The following is a 15,031-nucleotide window of genomic DNA, read 5'->3' on the forward strand; positions in this document are numbered from 1 at the left end:
TAATTGATTCTGTAGGCAACATTCACATTGTATTGATAGAAGCTCAGATCGGAAGGATTTCCAATCACCGAGGTATGACCAGCATCAATAATACTGGCTTCCATCATTTCTAAATGACCAATACTATAAAACTCCATATGCTCAACCCACTTATCAGCCAATAACGATAACTCATATGTACCTGAATTTAACGGCGCAAATAACTGAATAAAGACAATGCCAGTAGTTCGAGTGCAAGGCTTATTGCCTATACCAGAGATAAACTTCCCAGCATTACTCACTGTAATTTTGGCCCATAATTCTTTATCAGGTGCTTCAAATGGCTGACCTTCATAAAGCGGATTATTTGCCAATTGAATATACTTTTCAGGCATTCCAGTAAATGTACCAACATGCCTAAGAATAGCCTGTAAGCCTTCCGTATTCGTCATCATTTGTACTTCTCACTAATAAGCTGAAATGCTAATGCATACACTCCTTCTGGTGCTTGTCCTGAATGGCCGTTTTCAATTGCTATTCCATATGACAGGTTATTTTGAATATAAACACATGAGCCTATATGCGCTTTAGCAATCTCTTTTGCACCATCATTGAATGTGGCTTGGTCTAATGTGCCCTTAGGTGCTTTGTTATCACCCTGAACCGTTTCATAACTTGGACTATCTACAGATACACGATGATTAGCTCGATAGGTACCATCCATAACAGGACTACCAAGAATAACCGCTTGCAACATTTCACCACTTACACGGCGCAAATGCTCATCACCATCTTTTAAGACTTGTATTGCAAACTCAGTCGGTTTTTTTCCAGTCCAGCCCATGATTCACCTCGCTTTGCTCATACATATCAAATAAATCTTGAGCGATTGCTTGTATTGAGTAAGCTTCAAATTCCTTACTTGGCTCTTGCTCACCCATGAGAACTTTGACTCTTTGCCAAATATGAACTGCCTCATGCAGTAGCAATCCGTGAATTTCAATAACCGATCTATCGCATTCGCTTATTTGCACAATTGCTAACGAATCATTACTGTAAAAATTTACTTGAGCATCATCACCAAGAGATATGAACTCATCAACATCATTCATATTTTCAAATAGCAAATCCATGTGAATTTGATTTCGTGTCAGTGTGTATTCCATATGTTGAAATGGAGTTCTATACCATTCAGGAATATAATTATTATCAATCATCACACTTTCCTTAACTGACAAACCCAAATACTGCCTGTTGGATCTTGTCCAATATTCACCACTTTAAAATTACCTTTCGCCGTGGTCCATACATCAGATATTACTGGTACTGCGCTTACTTCATTTTGAAGCACTGTCGCTTTACAGTCTGTGATTTGATAATCCAAAGGCTTTACCATATCTTTTAAATATGAGCCAAATAGAACGCCTCTACCACTATATGCTTCATTTGTTGTTGTTTGATAAGTTTGAGTCGCATAGTCGAACCGACCTGATTTAATTTCCTTTATACAAGTGAAAGTATCCACGGCATCGGCTAAATCCTCATCAAATGCTTCTGCAAGATCAGCTTGTAATTCTTCACGTAATCCCATCACATTTTCCTTAATAGCTGTACACGGCGATTCTTGGCATAAGGCTTAATTAAATCCCAGATGTATTGCTCTATTGCACTCAACTTTACTGATCCATCTTGATAAACCTTTTCACTCTCGACACCATCTGCTTTCACTTTCTTGGATTTAAGTTCCTGGTCTTTATCGATGTAAAGTTGTTTGTTAATAATTCCTTTGATGACTTCAAACGATGCATCTTTTAAATCCTGTGGGACATCATTGGTATCATCATAATCACGAACATTTCTAGCAATTAAATATGCACGGCTTTTTTTAAGTAATTGAGCCTTATCACGTTCACTTTGACTTGTCCAAATTTCACCTAATTCTTGTTCAACCTCTGATTCAGTGACAAAGCTCATAACTTATTCCTTCGGTTCTTCTAGTTTTGCAGCATCTTCCGCAGCTTTAGCGGCTTTTAATTCTGCAGCGGTTGGCTTTTTAACTTTAGCTTCTAGTTCTAGCACTTGAGATTTAAGTGCATCACGTTCTGCTGTGACTTTTTCCAAATCATTTTTAATGCCTACAATTTCTTGTTCTAATCGCGTACGCTCCTGACAAACTTCATCATAAACACCTTGTGGCACGCTTTCTTTTAACCGTGCTTGTAGTTGTTCATTTTCTGCAATCAATTTTTCATGATCTTCAATCAAAGTAGTTTGATCAGAAATAATAGAGGTCTGTTGTAGGGCTAAATACCCATATGCCTCTTCAACTAAATCGGCATCAGGGAAATCTTCATCAATTTCAACTGAGGTTGCTCCTACAATTGGGCCTAAAAATGTGGTTCGATAACATGCATCTGGCAATCGAATAGTCGGGATATCATTGGTATAAATTACTTTCACTGTGTTCTCCAAAAACAAAGGCGACCTAAGCCGCCGTGTTTATTAAGGTGTGCCAGAGATAACGGCAGCAAATGGAACCAACTTACGATCAAATTCGCGTTTCCAGTTAGCAGGATTAGAGAACTGAGCAATTGTTGGGGTTTTATTTGGATCATCTTCACCAACCCAAGAGAAACCTGCAGGTTGTAAGATATAGGTCTTACGCTCGACAATGATTTCAGAACCACCACCATTACCACCTAAAGCACTACGCTCCACTTCAACTGGATTGGTTGGATTACCTTCACCATAACCAAATGCACCAGAACCAAAGAACATAGAGAGATATTGACCTTTACCATAAGTCAAACCATCATCCATAAAGATTGGCTTACCCAGATAGGTGGTTAAAATCACATTGCCTTGCGAGTCCTTGATGTACTCAATCAAGTCTTTTTGCACCATTTGCTTCATCACTACAGAATGAACACCAATTGCAGAGAATTGGTCAGCTGCATCACCTGCCGTAAATGCAGCATCTTGCATGGCTGTAGCTGTCATGGTTGCCCCTGCATCCACGACCATATCACCGCCATTATTCGCAATATTTGAAGCAATCACACCACGAGCTGCACCTAATAAATAACGCTGCCATTGACGTTCCCAATACTTGCCGTAACGGTTACGAATGTGTTGCATTGGCTCACTATTGGCAAGCTCTGTTGTTAAGTCAGCAGTTCCATATGGTTTATTTAAATAAAGCGTACGTGCACGCATTGTGCCTTGTGTTGCTTTACCCACTTTCCCTTTTTGATCTGGATCATCTGTTGAGATATTAGCTTCTTCATTGGCATCTAAATCCTGCCAATAAGAAATTGTTGAGGTGCCTTGTCCATTGTTTGCAACGGCATCTAATGCATCATTTTTAGCAATAATGCCTGATTGATACACGGCGGTTTTTTCTGGTGAGTTTACTGGTTGCAACGTTTGATAGTAATCACCAATGAAAATATCGTTTAAACGGGTTGCAGGCATATTAATTATCCTTTGTCTTTAATAACTGTTGAAATTGCGCTGGATTTTCACGAGCGATTGCAGCTCGTTCTGCTTCTGAATAATCAGACCATTTTTTAGTTGCTGTACCCGAACCAGGAGCACCAGAACCATTAGGACGTGGGAAGAAATACGGTTTGTTTTCCTTTAAGGTTTCTACCCACTCTTTAGGACTTAATGGAGTATCCCCATCTTTACCAATCACTGGCAGACCATCAGCACCAACCATGACTGCATTGCCTTGCTCATCAAGGGCAAATTGAGATAATGCAAGCGCCGTGACATCATCTGTCGCTTCAGCTAATCCACCAATGCCACTAAATGCTTGAGCGATCTGACCTTTCACTACAGATTGCTTAAACTGATTGGCGTAAGCTTCTGCCTTTGCTGCTTTATCAGTTAATGCTGTCATTTGCTTTTCATGGTCTTGGCGCATCTTTTCAGTACGCTTTTGAATAACTTCATCAATCTTGCCCTCGGCAATTAACTTGGTTTCTTCGTCCTGACCTGCTTTAGCAAGTAACTCTTTAACAGCAGTAAGATCCACACCTTCAAGCTGGGACTTAATCCCCGTCAATTCAGTTTTAAGATCTTTATTGGTTTGGGTGAGTTCATTATTTTTGGTTTTTAAGCCCTGCACTTGCTCATCAACGGCTTTTTGAATAGCTGCTTGTACTTCTGGATTGGTTAAGTCAACTTGATCTGACATGATTTATTCCTTGAATAACCGCCTAGCGGATTTGTTTGCACCCTCAGCTTTGCTTCAGGCATTAAAAAAGCACCTCGGAAGGTGCTGTGATTTGGATTGTTTTAACCACCCGAAAATAAGCGATAACCTTCAAGTTCCCAGAGCTTATTTTCTGCAATTTTTAAAGCATCTTTAGTTGAGCGTTCAATTCCTAGCTCTTCATTGAAATGTCCTGTTGCAATGTCAGCTTTAGAAATAGCGGTTCCTAAATGAAATTTTCCATCAAGCCACGCAACCGCCATAACATGTGATGTAGGCGTGGCACATGTAGTTGTATGAACTTCAACACGATTCATTAATGCTTCAATTCTTTCTTTTGTTACACGTGGTGCAATCTGTTCATTGTCTTCCATATTCTTTACTCACAAAAAAAGAGCCTATTGGCTCCGTGGTTTATTCAATAAGTTACTGCTCTAATCGTGGTTCATCTTCAAAACGAACGCCGTGTGCCCCCCAAGCATCAAAAGTGACTGTGACTTTTGGTGGTATGCCTGAATGACTCTCAAGCACCACGGATGTTTGACCCTGTAATAGTTCACCTGTTTGCTCATCGTGTAGAGCTAATTTATTGCCAATACGCTTAACAACCAGTGGTCTAGTTTTAGCTTTAGTCATAACACCACCGCCTTTCGTCTTTCTTGCCCCAAGCTAAGCCACATCATTTGACGGCGCAGCGCATTTGCTCGAAATGGTGCAAGAATTAGATCCATGCTCAATATGTAGCGAATCTCATTGATGTCTAAAGCAGATATGATTGGTTTCACTTCATAATCCCCATATTTCGTGACGACTACACATTGGTGTATAGCTATCAGGATCAATTTTGTGCTTTTCCAGCAAGTATTCACCTGTACACGTTTGAAAAGCTATAAACCACATCTTTAACCAGTGGTTTGCGGTATCACGCATCACAATTGCATCAGCTCGGCCATTATCAAATTTAGGCTTAAGCTCATACTCCATAGAAAAAGTATTAAGCTTGAGAACTTTGTGATGATCTTTTAGATTAGTTTTTTCAAGCTTTTCTAAAATTTCACGCTCAAACAACCACACAGTGCGTTTTAACCCTGTTTTCTTTGGTTCTTTTTTCACAACCCCAACCCCTTAAACGTTTTCTTATCTAATACTTCCAACTCTGCCAATGAATAGCCTCGCTTATTCAATGGATCTGCAAACTTGTCTAAACTGTACTCGCCTTTTTTATAAAGCTCATACTTTGTTTTTCCCAACCAAGTTCGTTGAAAAAATTCATCAGATTGTTCAAAGAATTCCTTAAATGATGTATTTGCGTCTAACTGCCCAATAAGCTGTGAGCGCTCATCTTTCGGAATATCCTTAACTTTACGTTCATCCATGACAAATGGACGTTTACCAGTAACATTACCATCCTCATCACAACCGATATACGTTGTTCGATTATTCGGATGTACTGGAAATCGTGGTCGAGTTGAATCATCAATCCGATAGACATCACCATCAATGGATGCGCAGTATTTACAGGTTCGACCATCTAAAGTGGCAACCACTTTCACATAGGCATAGCCCAGAGCTTTATAAGTCTCGATGTAGGTTGCATTACTGATATGACTACGTGCTGTTCTAACCTGTCGATCTATTTCAGATGCAGTACGCTCTAAAATCCCATCTTTATAATCCAGTGATTTCTTACCCTTAATACGCTGAACAATTTGCTGATTCGTCTGTCCTTGAGAAATACCATCACGAATGACATATTCAACTTTTTTTCGAAGTGAACCGGCAATATCAGAAAACAACTCATCAACCAATTGACCACCCGAAAACGGCGTACTCTTGATGGTTTTATAAATCTTCTCCCCCGATACAACAGCGGTAGCATTAGTAATCAGATTAGCAGTGTATGACGCCTCATAAACTGCTAACGCCGTGGCAGATTTATTAAAGTTTTCGGATAGGTCTTGATCAATTGATTTAAACCAATCTTTGAGAATTGCTTTAATTTCTTCAATTCGACGACTGCTCTTTGCTCGACGATCAAAGTTAAGGCTTTGCAGTGCTTTACGCTCAGCATCACTTAATTCATCGAGTAATTCACTCAGCTTGAATAATTGCTCTCGTGAGAGTTGATTAAACTTCGCGGTAAGCTCGTTAATACTTTGAGATGATGCTCGGTACAAATACGCTGAATGCTGGCTCAGCGCATCAATTAAGGCTTTCTGCGCTGACTTGCTCATACCGATTCATCCATCGTTAATGTGCCATCTTGTTCTTGCTCAAGTCGAATCAACTCATCCTTATAACTACCTTCAGGTAATTTACCTGTCGCAATATATTCCCAATAGGTTTGGAATGAATTTTTGCCACTCAAAGCGCCTTCATATAACTGCTTGGCTAATTCAATATCATAAGACTTGTTTGAAAACTCAGGCTTAACGGTAAATACACAATCATCAGGATTCAAACCTAACCACTGTGCTGCATATTTCAATGCTTGCTCAATGGCCTCCGCTGCACAAGTGACAATACTATGTAAACTGGCATGCTGATCATCTTGTCGAGCACGGCGTGCTTCCCCTGATTCTTGTGTATTGGTATCAATGACTTTGGCACCTGCTTCTAAAGCTGCATTCTTTTGTGCATCCATTTCAGCTTTTGTTTTATCAATACCAGCACCTGTAACTTCTAGATATCCACATTTAGAGTCTTTAGGTAATAACCAAGCGGCCATAGGACCCGTCACACTTAAATCATCATCATTTTCCATATTACTAATCCATGGTTGTGGATGCGCCGTATGGTGCAATGACTGAAAATAATCGGCTGACAATTGATAATACTTTAATGCTGACTTTGCCATGGTAAGCAGTGGAATAGTTCCCACACTGGGTGAATTATCTGTTGCACCCACAAAAACAAAAAGGGTGAAATCTAGTTTCTTATTCCCAATCGAAGGCGTTTTATCTTCGAGTGTATCGCCGTCAAAAAGCTGAACGACCAGTTCACCATCCACCAGCTTTAATACACGTTGAACAGTTCTTGTATTGTGCCCAAATTCATCTTCGCTATTGTTATATTGCTCTTCCAATACAACTAAGCTTAAATCACGGCGACCACCGACACTGTTTTCCTTCCAGTTAATAATGGACAGTGCATCATACAAAGCAAAATATGGCTTTCCAGCCTCATCAACATCAATGTAAATTCCACAACGACCAAAGCGAAGCACCTGATCCACCACTCGAATGAGCAGCTGCTTAAGACCAAAACCATCACTGGTGGCATTCGACTCAAGATGTGCCAGCAATGGACTGGTAATCTGTATTTCAGGTGTAAGCTTTGAAACTAAACCAATCATCGTACGTAATGAATCTTGTACCCATAGCGGATACTGTGCACGCATCAAGTAGCCTTCATAAATACTACGACTTAAACTATCTTGTCGCTCTGCCTCAAGCATTCCTGCTGATTTAGGCAAATACTGAATCGTTGCCAGTTTAATTGCATCTTCACCAGCCACAGAACTTGCATCCTGCATGATTTCCCAGCTTCGTTTTACCGCAACATACTGCGGATGTTGATCTGTAACTGCCATAAAAATACCAATAAAAAAGCACCCGATTGGGTGCATTGATTAAGACATACCGCGAATACGCCGTGTAATAACTTTGCGTTCTTTCTTACTCATAGCAACAGCAAAATATCTAAAACCATCAGCTGCATGAGAAGTATGATCATGTAAAGGCTTGTCTTTCCAACAACCCTTTTTGTCATCCCATTCTTTACGATAATTTTCCAAACAAGATATCCCATCTGCACACTTATGCTCATCAAACTCACAATATTTCAAGATTTCTCGAACCTGCTCGATACCATCCATAACGCCAATGTTTGGTACGACTTCGAATTTCACTGAATAAATCTCACCATCAATCTCATATCCTTCTTTAGCAATATCTAACCGTGATTTTGCATCACCTGTTAATGAGCGATTTTGAATATCATGAGGGGCGTAATGTTTCGAATACTTGTAGCCTTTGCTCTTTAAAATGCCAAAATAATGTCTTAGACCTTCTCCAGAGTTTTCATAGTAATCAATTACCTGATAGGAGCTATCTGACAATTTTTTAACAAACCAAATTGTCATGGAATCTGAAACACCAAGATCCCAAAAAGTCATTACTGGTAAATGCTCATTAGGCGGTAATTCACCAATACGTCCACTCGCGTAAATTTCTTTAAATTGCTTTTTGTAGTACGCTCCCTCTACGGACTGAGCAAATGCTTCAGCTGGTATCGAGGGATATTCTCTTTTAATATCCTCACCTAGTGTTTTTTCTTTTTGCCAGTACCAAGTTTGCTGTTCCTGTGTGGTTTTAATACCGTGTTTAATTAGCAGATCGCTAAAATAATCCTTGAGTCTCTGCGGTATTTCGCCAATATGAGGTAAAGCATATTCAATATTTTTCCACCACGAAAAGAAAAAGAATTTCCAGTCTAATGCCCCAAGTAGCTTGCCTTGTAATTGTAGCTTCTCTGCCTCTTGGCAATATTCATAAAAATAGCCTGCCTTACCTTCCGCCGTGGACTCTAATGTAATTTTTCCATTTAGCCCTACAGCTTCGAAAGCCCCTGTTACAATCTCTCTAGCTTTGTCTGGGAACTTAGCGCAAATCTTTCCAAATTCTGAAATATGTAAACGCTTTAATGTTCCGCCACGAAAAGAAGTACTAACCGTAACCGAACCACCCTTTTTAAATACGAGTTCTTCCTTTGTTTCTATCACTAATGGATTGGCAGCTCTCAAAGGGTGTGGCAATTTCTCATATGCATACTTAACCTTTTCGCGAAATAATCGCTTTGCATCATGAAGTGTATGAGCAATCAATGCACACTTGTTAGCCATAAACAATGCAGCATCTAGTTGAATAATGCACATTTCAGTTGTGAAGCCGAGTTGTCGAGCCTTTAAAATGATATTTCTCGACCATTCATTTTCAAAATATTCAAGCTGCTCCATTGTCATCTTGAATTTAACCTGTTTACCACTTTTATCTGTAATGTAGTAAAGATTATTCAATCGCCAGTATTGATCAATAAGTTTTGCTTTATGCTCAGGTTTAAGCATACGCCCTCCTTATCAACCCTCCTCGCTTAATTCATCCATCAAATCAGATAGAGATTGGATTTCAAGCTTTCCTGAATGATCAACCTCTTTCTTATTGGTGTATTGCCCACCTATATCTTTGGCTGCTTGTGCTTGAATCTTTAGTCGAAGAACAGCATTTTTAGTTCCTTGAAACATCCCTTCATAACGTTGCAAACGAACAGATAGGTTGGCAATTGGTATATTTTGGGGTTTCTCTAGAAAATCATCTCTTGTTAATACAAACTCTGTTTTTAACTCTTCACTCAGATTTACCCCTGATCTCTTTGTTGGGTCGTATTTCTCACATTGCTGCTTAGTGACTTTCACACCGTATTCTTGGTGGACAAGATCAACTGTCTCAGTAGGTGTATTAAATACAGCAAGTGACCGAACTATAAAGAGTTTTACTTCTTTTTTTAGAGCAGTCATAATTTCAATCCGTCCACCTACGTCCACCTAAATAGCCAAAAAAAAGAGCCTCTCGGCTCAGTTAATCGCACATGTCCCACAACACGCAGATACATTAAAATCAGATACAAACGGCGGATTCTTCGCGATCTCGACTAAGCGTTTAACATTCTCACTCGCTCCCCAACGTCTCACTACGCCGTAGAATTCCTCAACATCGTGACCAGCTAAATAATGTTTCGGTAAGCCTGTGTTATCGCTATAAATCGCTTCACCATCTTCATCTCGTTCAACACCGATGTGATACAACTCATGTTCAATCAAGGCACAAAAATCATGGTCTGTAGCTTGCTCACAAAATGAAGCATCAATGGTAATTAAATACTGTGGTACAAAGCCGTACCAATCACGCATTTGTTGTTCTTGCCGTGCTTTCTTCCACCCACCTTGGTTAAACATCACTTTTTCACATTGACCTAACACCATTCTCTTTTTAGCCACGGCGGCAGATGATGCCCAGGCGAATGCTAAGAATTCTTCATTGTCATGTAAGAGCTCAGCAATATGATCATGATCTGGATTATGTAAGTGACCGCCAACCGTTAAAAAATTAGCAACGACCCATTCTTTCAAATTAATTGCAGGAGCCAAGCGAATAGCTTCCTCTTCCTCGGCTTGATCAATGAGATCCGTCGGTGGGAATGGTCTGATGTGTTCCATCTTCTAATTTCTCCAACTGAGACTTAATCCAACGAATCACTTGTCCTGATTCAATTGTATGCGGATCAAAACGCTCAATCTTGTAACCCATATCTTCAGCAAGATCATATTTATTAAATGAATTCGCTATCTTTTTGCCGCCACGACCAACCGACCACGGACTACCGACAATTTCAATAAGAAGGTTTAATTTCACAATATAAAAATCAAAACGCCAATTTCTGGTTGATTCAAATTGAAATTTTCTGCGATAGCCAATGAGATATTCTTCTAATTCTTGAAATAGCGTTTCTTCAGCCTCTAAATATTTTTCAGTTGCCTTAGGCAGTGGTTTATTTCTTAGTTTTGGCTTGATTGGCTTCTTCTTGGTTAGGGCTTTGTATTGGCTAAGTTCCATTTAATTGAACTTTTAGGTTCTTTGACCATTCTTTTAACTGAGTAATTTTCTTATCAATTAAGACCATTTCATCACGAGTCATCAATCCACGAGATAGGCTTTGATATTTCTCAATTTCAGTTTCATATCGCTTTAAATTGCTTTTTGCTTCTACTTTATCGACCATGGCGCACCTTTAATTAATCTTTAAATCAATATCAGAAATAATTAACTGCGGTTTAAATGTAACTTTGTAGTGATATGCACTCACACCTTTACCAGCTAATTGTTCAGAAAAATAAGTCACATTATCTGAAATACCTAAAGAGTGTTTCTTGTACTCAGAAGGACCTGTTTTGCAAGTAACATCAACCTTACGATCACTAATCACATCAAATGAGCATTTGCCCTCTATCGTTAAAATGTAGTCATTGGTAATGCCGTTATAAAACACGACACGGCGATCTAATTCAAAATTATCGGCAGCATGAGATAGGTTTTTAGATGCCACTTGAGCATCACGAGTACAACCAGCAAACGTCATAGCAGACATCAAACTAATAGCGATTAGTGATTTCTTCATTTTTCATATTCCTAAAAAAGAAAAACCACCCGAAGGTGGTCTTAAAATTCAATTACCATAACATTCAATAGACAATTCATTTAATAATAAGAATACTAAATCATCTATTCTCCTTAATAGCTAGAGTGAAAATTACAGATGAATGAAACAAATACTTATCACAAAGACATTACTCTCTGTTTTAACCTAAATGATATAGGTTTAAGAAAGTTTCTATCAATAAAAGAAAGAAAAAATGGCGATCTAATTATTATGCCTAAATATGCCGAATTCTTTAGGAGAGCTCAAGAAAAAGCCGATAATATAGTTAAAATTAAACAACAAAAATATTCAATACATCTTAGCCCGAACTCCAAGGAATTCAATGTTTGCATGCATAACTTAGAACTATCCGATGGCAAGATAATAAGAACGCCACACTATACCAAAACAATTAAATCTAATAATGGGAAATTAACCCCACTTTTCTTTTGCAGATCTCCTGATCTATCTATAGACAAATATCAACTAAATAGCAAAGATGAAAATAATATTCACAACTTAGGTAATTTTGATAGTAAAGCGAATACTTTATATTATGGCGTTTTTATCTGCAGTACCACAGTGAAATCATTCTTATCTTTTAAAACAGGAGAACAAAACTACAAAATTTTTAAGTTTTTAAATTTCACACTTTTAATAGTCTGGTCTTTTCAATATATTCCAAGCCACTTCTCTGGAGCAAAAATACACTTTAGATCTCTAGATGATCAGACATTAAATGATGAAATTGGCTCGAATATCTTTAAAACAACAGAAGGTTCTAGAGGGCTGGAAGCCAAACAACTTCTTTCATATCAATTTAATGAACTAAAAAAAGAGTTATTATCAACCCTAATTCAGGGAGGTGAAATGAGTTCATCTGATACTTTATTTGAATTGCCTTTCAGTAAAACACCATACAAGTTAAAAATCAAAGGAAAATAAGACATATCAGAACTCTCTTCCCAAAGGGCTAGTATATCGCAACACTCATTAAGCATATCTAGAGTCATGCCTTTTGGTAAATCGACTTTTCCCATTATTATTGGAGAAATATTATCTTCCATAATCCCACCAGATCATTAAGTTTAAGTGATTATCATAATAATATAGCATCCAAATTATTATGAGCTTTATAAAAGACAAAAACCCCACCGAATTTATTATTGATGGGGTTTTGTGCCAGTGGCAATGTCACCGAAGTGACGAGGGTTTACACACTATCTTTCCATGTCCTGCAATATCCAAAACATCTTCAAGAATAGATTTAAAATATACATCAGCCTCTGGTGATACATAGACTTCTTGCACAAGAGATTGCACATCAACCCAAACATGTATTCCAAAAGGATTATTAATATCATTTATCTTTGGCAAGCTATTAACTTGGGGATGGAAAAGATTTGCAATACCCCTACTCATCACCCCAAGCACCCTAAATTCCTGCTCAAAAGCAAAATTAGTATTTTTTCTAAAAGCCACTTCCAACCAATTGCTAGATATTTCCTTTTTTTCCTCGTAATCTATTTTTTCGAAATAAAAATTATAGCTATCCCCAACATCAATGATCGAATCATGAAGATGTTTAACGGTTGTGCATATAGCAACACTATTCTTTTCAATACCGTAAGTTTTCCACATCTCTCTAGATTCAAGCTCATCTAAATACCAGCAGCTCGCATATGAATAAGCAGGTAGTAAACTTTGAGCCCTTAAATGATTTTCTTTCGCTCTGCGAGCATCAAAACCAAGCTTTTCTACGCTACTGTAACTTTGATGTAGCGCCTTTTTAAATTGTTCAGAAATGTATCCTTCATACGCATCATTGAATTTATCAATTCGCCTTAAATAGAGGCGCTTATTTAAAATAATATCTAAAAATTTTGTGAAATCCATATATCGCCAAATTTTAGTATTTGGACCAACATTGGTATATTCTAGCGATCTTTTCATTAATTTTTCTATCAATTCAATTGTTATAATGATATCAACTTCTTGATCACTGCAATACATAAAATATACAAGATGTTTTTTCAATCACCAGCAATCTATTATCTTTACTTAAGCAACAAAAAAGCCCATATTTTGATGAGCTTTTATTCATTGGTCAGCACAGTATAGAACGACCAGTCTATAAAAATAATAGCTTATATGGGGCTTATTTGTCAATTAAGCTTTATTTAGGCTTTTTCGATAAATATCAACGTAATAGTCTATCTCATCTCTCATATCCGAAAGAATAATTTCAACCATGTTTTCTAGATAAGCATAATGCTCTCTATAAGTTCTCATTCGAATTTCAGTTATGCCAAAAAATTTTAATTTATCTTCTGATTTAATCCCACAAAAACCACGCAAATTAAAAAAAAGTGCCATCTTAGCCACTTTAAAAGCAAAAGACTTAAGATCAAATCGAATGCGCTGCACATCCTTTGCTAATGCTTCATATAAAACTGCTGCTAAGTGAAGATGCAGAATATTGTATGCCATAGTGTTGTCTCGATAATCCCCCCACACCAATATTTCACAGTAGGCTTTAGTGGCTTTATCCTCAATTGAAACAATAGCCCCACAACGATCCTCCCAAGTTACAGGACTCAAGTTAGTATCTTTTTGGCTAATTTCATAGTTTGCTGTTTTAGCTCTCATTTGCTGTCCCAACCATTCAATACTTGTTAATTTATCGGCTACTGCATTCATCCTATTCCCCTTACTCACCGTACTTCTTGATATGTTTACGAACTTTCTCTCTATCCGTTACGCCACTAACAATTTGCTTGTAAATCCCTTTGAATTGCCAAAGTACATAAATAATTAGAAATGGTGAAAATAAGACTCTCAAAGCAATTAACATCAATGCCAATAAAGCCCACAAGCAATCTAATGCGCTATACCACTGGTCCTTAAACCAGCCTTTTAAAAATTGCTTTTCCCACTGGTAAGCTAAATTTAGTGCGTCTTTATCCACCGTATTCCCCTTAAAACCTACGACCTGCACGATCTTGAAATTCTTTAAATGCTTTTTTCTGTTCTGATCTAATGTAAAAAAAGAATCCTATTCCTGAGACAAAGCTAAAAACCAAAATAATGCAGACAATTAGTGCCAAAACTTCATAAATACTCACTCTATTCCCCTACCATCTTCTCAATCTGCTGTATCGCTAAACCTGACTTCACTTGCTCAGTGCTAAACCGTATTACCTGATAACCCAACATGACTGCCGCGTTATACTTCTCCATATCTCCTAAATAACCTTTTCCCCTGGTATGCCGTCCGTTACTCCAAATACCACCTTCCACTTCAACTAAAATCTTTTTGCTTACTAAGTGGAAATCAGCTCTCCATTGTCTTGTTGAATGAAATTTAAATTCCTGTTCAAATTCGATCTTGCAGGACTTCAATTGTTGAGCAAGTGTTGCCTCACCTTCGCTGACAACACGTTCTTTCTTAACAGCTACACGGCGTTTACTGCGCCGTGGTTTTGCATACTTCTTTTTATATTCAGCGATTGAGATGCTGGTCACTTTCGCTCCCATTCTTTCCGATCTCGAATGTGTCCAATTAAGATATCTTTAGAG

General features: G+C 38.1%; 25 protein-coding genes. 1 reads left to right on the top strand and 24 read right to left on the bottom strand.

Translation table 11 applies throughout. The annotated features are described in order from the left end of the window. The 20 genes from B9T31_RS17355 to B9T31_RS17440 all read right to left on the bottom strand — a co-directional run. Window positions 1-434 (bottom strand): phage tail terminator-like protein (locus B9T31_RS17355; RefSeq protein ID WP_086183180.1); only part of this gene is annotated, 434 nt, incomplete at its 3' end. Then, on the bottom strand, window positions 431-823 hold the full coding sequence (locus tag B9T31_RS17360; RefSeq protein ID WP_086183181.1) for a hypothetical protein: 393 nt from the start codon (window positions 821-823) through the stop codon (window positions 431-433). The genes B9T31_RS17355 and B9T31_RS17360, both read right to left, overlap by 4 nt. Further along, window positions 795-1,196, bottom strand: coding sequence for a hypothetical protein (locus tag B9T31_RS17365; protein ID WP_086183182.1), 402 nt, complete (start codon window positions 1,194-1,196; stop codon window positions 795-797). Before B9T31_RS17365 ends, B9T31_RS17360 begins: the two co-directional genes overlap by 29 nt. Further along, a complete protein-coding gene (locus B9T31_RS17370) occupies window positions 1,196-1,570 on the bottom strand; it encodes a glutamate 5-kinase (protein ID WP_086183183.1) in 375 nt (124 codons plus the stop codon). The genes B9T31_RS17365 and B9T31_RS17370 overlap by 1 nt, the downstream gene beginning before the upstream one ends. Further along, a complete protein-coding gene (locus B9T31_RS17375) occupies window positions 1,570-1,953 on the bottom strand; it encodes a hypothetical protein (protein WP_086183184.1) in 384 nt (127 codons plus the stop codon). The genes B9T31_RS17370 and B9T31_RS17375 overlap by 1 nt, the downstream gene beginning before the upstream one ends. Window positions 1,954-1,956: 3 nt before the next feature. Continuing rightward, on the bottom strand, window positions 1,957-2,439 hold the full coding sequence (locus B9T31_RS17380; RefSeq protein ID WP_086183185.1) for a hypothetical protein: 483 nt from the start codon (window positions 2,437-2,439) through the stop codon (window positions 1,957-1,959). Window positions 2,440-2,481: 42 nt separating this feature from the next. Next, window positions 2,482-3,453 (bottom strand): phage coat protein, encoded by a 972-nt coding sequence (locus B9T31_RS17385; RefSeq protein ID WP_086183186.1) that lies wholly within the window; start codon window positions 3,451-3,453, stop codon window positions 2,482-2,484. Between the two features lies 1 nt (window position 3,454). Continuing rightward, the gene (locus B9T31_RS17390; RefSeq protein ID WP_086183187.1) at window positions 3,455-4,180 is read right to left on the bottom strand and encodes a hypothetical protein; all 726 of its coding nucleotides are present in this window, start codon (window positions 4,178-4,180) and stop codon (window positions 3,455-3,457) included. A gap of 101 nt (window positions 4,181-4,281) precedes the next feature. Next, entirely contained in the window at window positions 4,282-4,572 is a 291-nt protein-coding gene (locus B9T31_RS17395; protein ID WP_086183188.1) for a Gp49 family protein, read from the bottom strand. 52 nt (window positions 4,573-4,624) lie between these two features. Further along, a complete protein-coding gene (locus B9T31_RS17400) occupies window positions 4,625-4,834 on the bottom strand; it encodes a hypothetical protein (protein ID WP_086183189.1) in 210 nt (69 codons plus the stop codon). Next, window positions 4,831-4,983 carry a hypothetical protein gene (locus B9T31_RS17880; RefSeq protein WP_171264800.1) on the bottom strand — a complete coding sequence of 51 codons (153 nt, stop codon included), beginning with the start codon at window positions 4,981-4,983 and terminating at the stop codon, window positions 4,831-4,833. The genes B9T31_RS17400 and B9T31_RS17880 overlap by 4 nt, the downstream gene beginning before the upstream one ends. Before the next feature lies 1 nt (window position 4,984). Continuing rightward, entirely contained in the window at window positions 4,985-5,311 is a 327-nt protein-coding gene (locus B9T31_RS17405) for a hypothetical protein (protein WP_086183190.1), read from the bottom strand. Beyond that, entirely contained in the window at window positions 5,308-6,432 is a 1,125-nt protein-coding gene (locus B9T31_RS17410; protein WP_086183191.1) for a minor capsid protein, read from the bottom strand. The genes B9T31_RS17405 and B9T31_RS17410 overlap by 4 nt, the downstream gene beginning before the upstream one ends. Then, complete coding sequence (locus tag B9T31_RS17415; protein ID WP_086183192.1) at window positions 6,429-7,790, bottom strand: DUF4055 domain-containing protein; 1,362 nt, start codon at window positions 7,788-7,790, stop codon at window positions 6,429-6,431. Before B9T31_RS17415 ends, B9T31_RS17410 begins: the two co-directional genes overlap by 4 nt. Before the next feature lie 39 nt (window positions 7,791-7,829). Beyond that, window positions 7,830-9,323 carry a terminase gene (locus B9T31_RS17420; protein ID WP_086183193.1) on the bottom strand — a complete coding sequence of 498 codons (1,494 nt, stop codon included), beginning with the start codon at window positions 9,321-9,323 and terminating at the stop codon, window positions 7,830-7,832. A gap of 12 nt (window positions 9,324-9,335) precedes the next feature. Next, window positions 9,336-9,773 carry a DUF2280 domain-containing protein gene (locus tag B9T31_RS17425; RefSeq protein ID WP_086183201.1) on the bottom strand — a complete coding sequence of 146 codons (438 nt, stop codon included), beginning with the start codon at window positions 9,771-9,773 and terminating at the stop codon, window positions 9,336-9,338. Between the two features lie 57 nt (window positions 9,774-9,830). Further along, window positions 9,831-10,472 carry a putative metallopeptidase gene (locus B9T31_RS17430; protein WP_086183194.1) on the bottom strand — a complete coding sequence of 214 codons (642 nt, stop codon included), beginning with the start codon at window positions 10,470-10,472 and terminating at the stop codon, window positions 9,831-9,833. After that, complete coding sequence (locus B9T31_RS17435) at window positions 10,432-10,869, bottom strand: hypothetical protein (protein ID WP_086183195.1); 438 nt, start codon at window positions 10,867-10,869, stop codon at window positions 10,432-10,434. Before B9T31_RS17435 ends, B9T31_RS17430 begins: the two co-directional genes overlap by 41 nt. Continuing rightward, a complete protein-coding gene (locus B9T31_RS17885; protein ID WP_171264801.1) occupies window positions 10,859-11,035 on the bottom strand; it encodes a hypothetical protein in 177 nt (58 codons plus the stop codon). The genes B9T31_RS17435 and B9T31_RS17885 overlap by 11 nt, the downstream gene beginning before the upstream one ends. A gap of 9 nt (window positions 11,036-11,044) precedes the next feature. Further along, the gene (locus tag B9T31_RS17440; RefSeq protein ID WP_086183196.1) at window positions 11,045-11,431 is read right to left on the bottom strand and encodes a hypothetical protein; all 387 of its coding nucleotides are present in this window, start codon (window positions 11,429-11,431) and stop codon (window positions 11,045-11,047) included. A 138-nt stretch (window positions 11,432-11,569) separates the two neighbouring features. Here B9T31_RS17440 and B9T31_RS17445 point away from each other — a divergent pair, with 138 nt between their 5' ends. After that, window positions 11,570-12,397: a hypothetical protein gene (locus B9T31_RS17445; protein WP_086183197.1), complete on the top strand. Its 828-nt coding sequence runs from the start codon at window positions 11,570-11,572 to the stop codon at window positions 12,395-12,397. A 249-nt stretch (window positions 12,398-12,646) separates the two neighbouring features. Here the strand turns inward: B9T31_RS17445 and B9T31_RS17450 are convergent, their stop codons facing one another. The 4 genes from B9T31_RS17450 to B9T31_RS17465 all read right to left on the bottom strand — a co-directional run bounded on the left by B9T31_RS17450 (window position 12,647) and on the right by B9T31_RS17465 (window position 14,977). After that, window positions 12,647-13,489 (bottom strand): hypothetical protein, encoded by an 843-nt coding sequence (locus B9T31_RS17450; RefSeq protein WP_139840948.1) that lies wholly within the window; start codon window positions 13,487-13,489, stop codon window positions 12,647-12,649. A 132-nt stretch (window positions 13,490-13,621) separates the two neighbouring features. Further along, window positions 13,622-14,152, bottom strand: a complete 531-nt coding sequence (locus B9T31_RS17455) for a hypothetical protein (RefSeq protein WP_086183199.1) — start codon at window positions 14,150-14,152, stop codon at window positions 13,622-13,624. A gap of 10 nt (window positions 14,153-14,162) precedes the next feature. Further along, entirely contained in the window at window positions 14,163-14,420 is a 258-nt protein-coding gene (locus B9T31_RS17460) for a hypothetical protein (protein ID WP_086183200.1), read from the bottom strand. A 158-nt stretch (window positions 14,421-14,578) separates the two neighbouring features. Beyond that, window positions 14,579-14,977: a DUF559 domain-containing protein gene (locus B9T31_RS17465; RefSeq protein ID WP_086183202.1), complete on the bottom strand. Its 399-nt coding sequence runs from the start codon at window positions 14,975-14,977 to the stop codon at window positions 14,579-14,581. Window positions 14,978-15,031: the final 54 nt, after the last annotated feature.

Source organism: Acinetobacter sp. ANC 4558 (assembly GCF_002135375.1).
Taxonomy (GTDB): Bacteria; Pseudomonadota; Gammaproteobacteria; order Pseudomonadales; family Moraxellaceae; genus Acinetobacter.

Excerpts from the sequence above, each read along its gene's own strand:
- B9T31_RS17455 (WP_086183199.1), bottom strand. The coding sequence starts at position 14,152 with ATGAATGCAGTAGCCGATAAATTAACAAGTATTGAATGGTTGGGACAG.
- B9T31_RS17395 (WP_086183188.1), bottom strand. The coding sequence starts at position 4,572 with ATGGAAGACAATGAACAGATTGCACCACGTGTAACAAAAGAAAGAATT.
- B9T31_RS17375 (WP_086183184.1), bottom strand. The coding sequence starts at position 1,953 with ATGAGCTTTGTCACTGAATCAGAGGTTGAACAAGAATTAGGTGAAATT.
- B9T31_RS17425 (WP_086183201.1), bottom strand. The coding sequence starts at position 9,773 with ATGACTGCTCTAAAAAAAGAAGTAAAACTCTTTATAGTTCGGTCACTT.
- B9T31_RS17445 (WP_086183197.1), top strand. The coding sequence starts at position 11,570 with ATGAATGAAACAAATACTTATCACAAAGACATTACTCTCTGTTTTAAC.
- B9T31_RS17420 (WP_086183193.1), bottom strand. The coding sequence starts at position 9,323 with ATGCTTAAACCTGAGCATAAAGCAAAACTTATTGATCAATACTGGCGA.
- B9T31_RS17365 (WP_086183182.1), bottom strand. The coding sequence starts at position 1,196 with ATGATTGATAATAATTATATTCCTGAATGGTATAGAACTCCATTTCAA.
- B9T31_RS17390 (WP_086183187.1), bottom strand. The coding sequence starts at position 4,180 with ATGTCAGATCAAGTTGACTTAACCAATCCAGAAGTACAAGCAGCTATT.
- B9T31_RS17400 (WP_086183189.1), bottom strand. The coding sequence starts at position 4,834 with ATGACTAAAGCTAAAACTAGACCACTGGTTGTTAAGCGTATTGGCAAT.
- B9T31_RS17415 (WP_086183192.1), bottom strand. The coding sequence starts at position 7,790 with ATGGCAGTTACAGATCAACATCCGCAGTATGTTGCGGTAAAACGAAGC.
- B9T31_RS17410 (WP_086183191.1), bottom strand. The coding sequence starts at position 6,432 with ATGAGCAAGTCAGCGCAGAAAGCCTTAATTGATGCGCTGAGCCAGCAT.
- B9T31_RS17440 (WP_086183196.1), bottom strand. The coding sequence starts at position 11,431 with ATGAAGAAATCACTAATCGCTATTAGTTTGATGTCTGCTATGACGTTT.
- B9T31_RS17385 (WP_086183186.1), bottom strand. The coding sequence starts at position 3,453 with ATGCCTGCAACCCGTTTAAACGATATTTTCATTGGTGATTACTATCAA.
- B9T31_RS17370 (WP_086183183.1), bottom strand. The coding sequence starts at position 1,570 with ATGGGATTACGTGAAGAATTACAAGCTGATCTTGCAGAAGCATTTGAT.
- B9T31_RS17430 (WP_086183194.1), bottom strand. The coding sequence starts at position 10,472 with ATGGAACACATCAGACCATTCCCACCGACGGATCTCATTGATCAAGCC.
- B9T31_RS17885 (WP_171264801.1), bottom strand. The coding sequence starts at position 11,035 with ATGGTCGATAAAGTAGAAGCAAAAAGCAATTTAAAGCGATATGAAACT.
- B9T31_RS17435 (WP_086183195.1), bottom strand. The coding sequence starts at position 10,869 with ATGGAACTTAGCCAATACAAAGCCCTAACCAAGAAGAAGCCAATCAAG.
- B9T31_RS17360 (WP_086183181.1), bottom strand. The coding sequence starts at position 823 with ATGGGCTGGACTGGAAAAAAACCGACTGAGTTTGCAATACAAGTCTTA.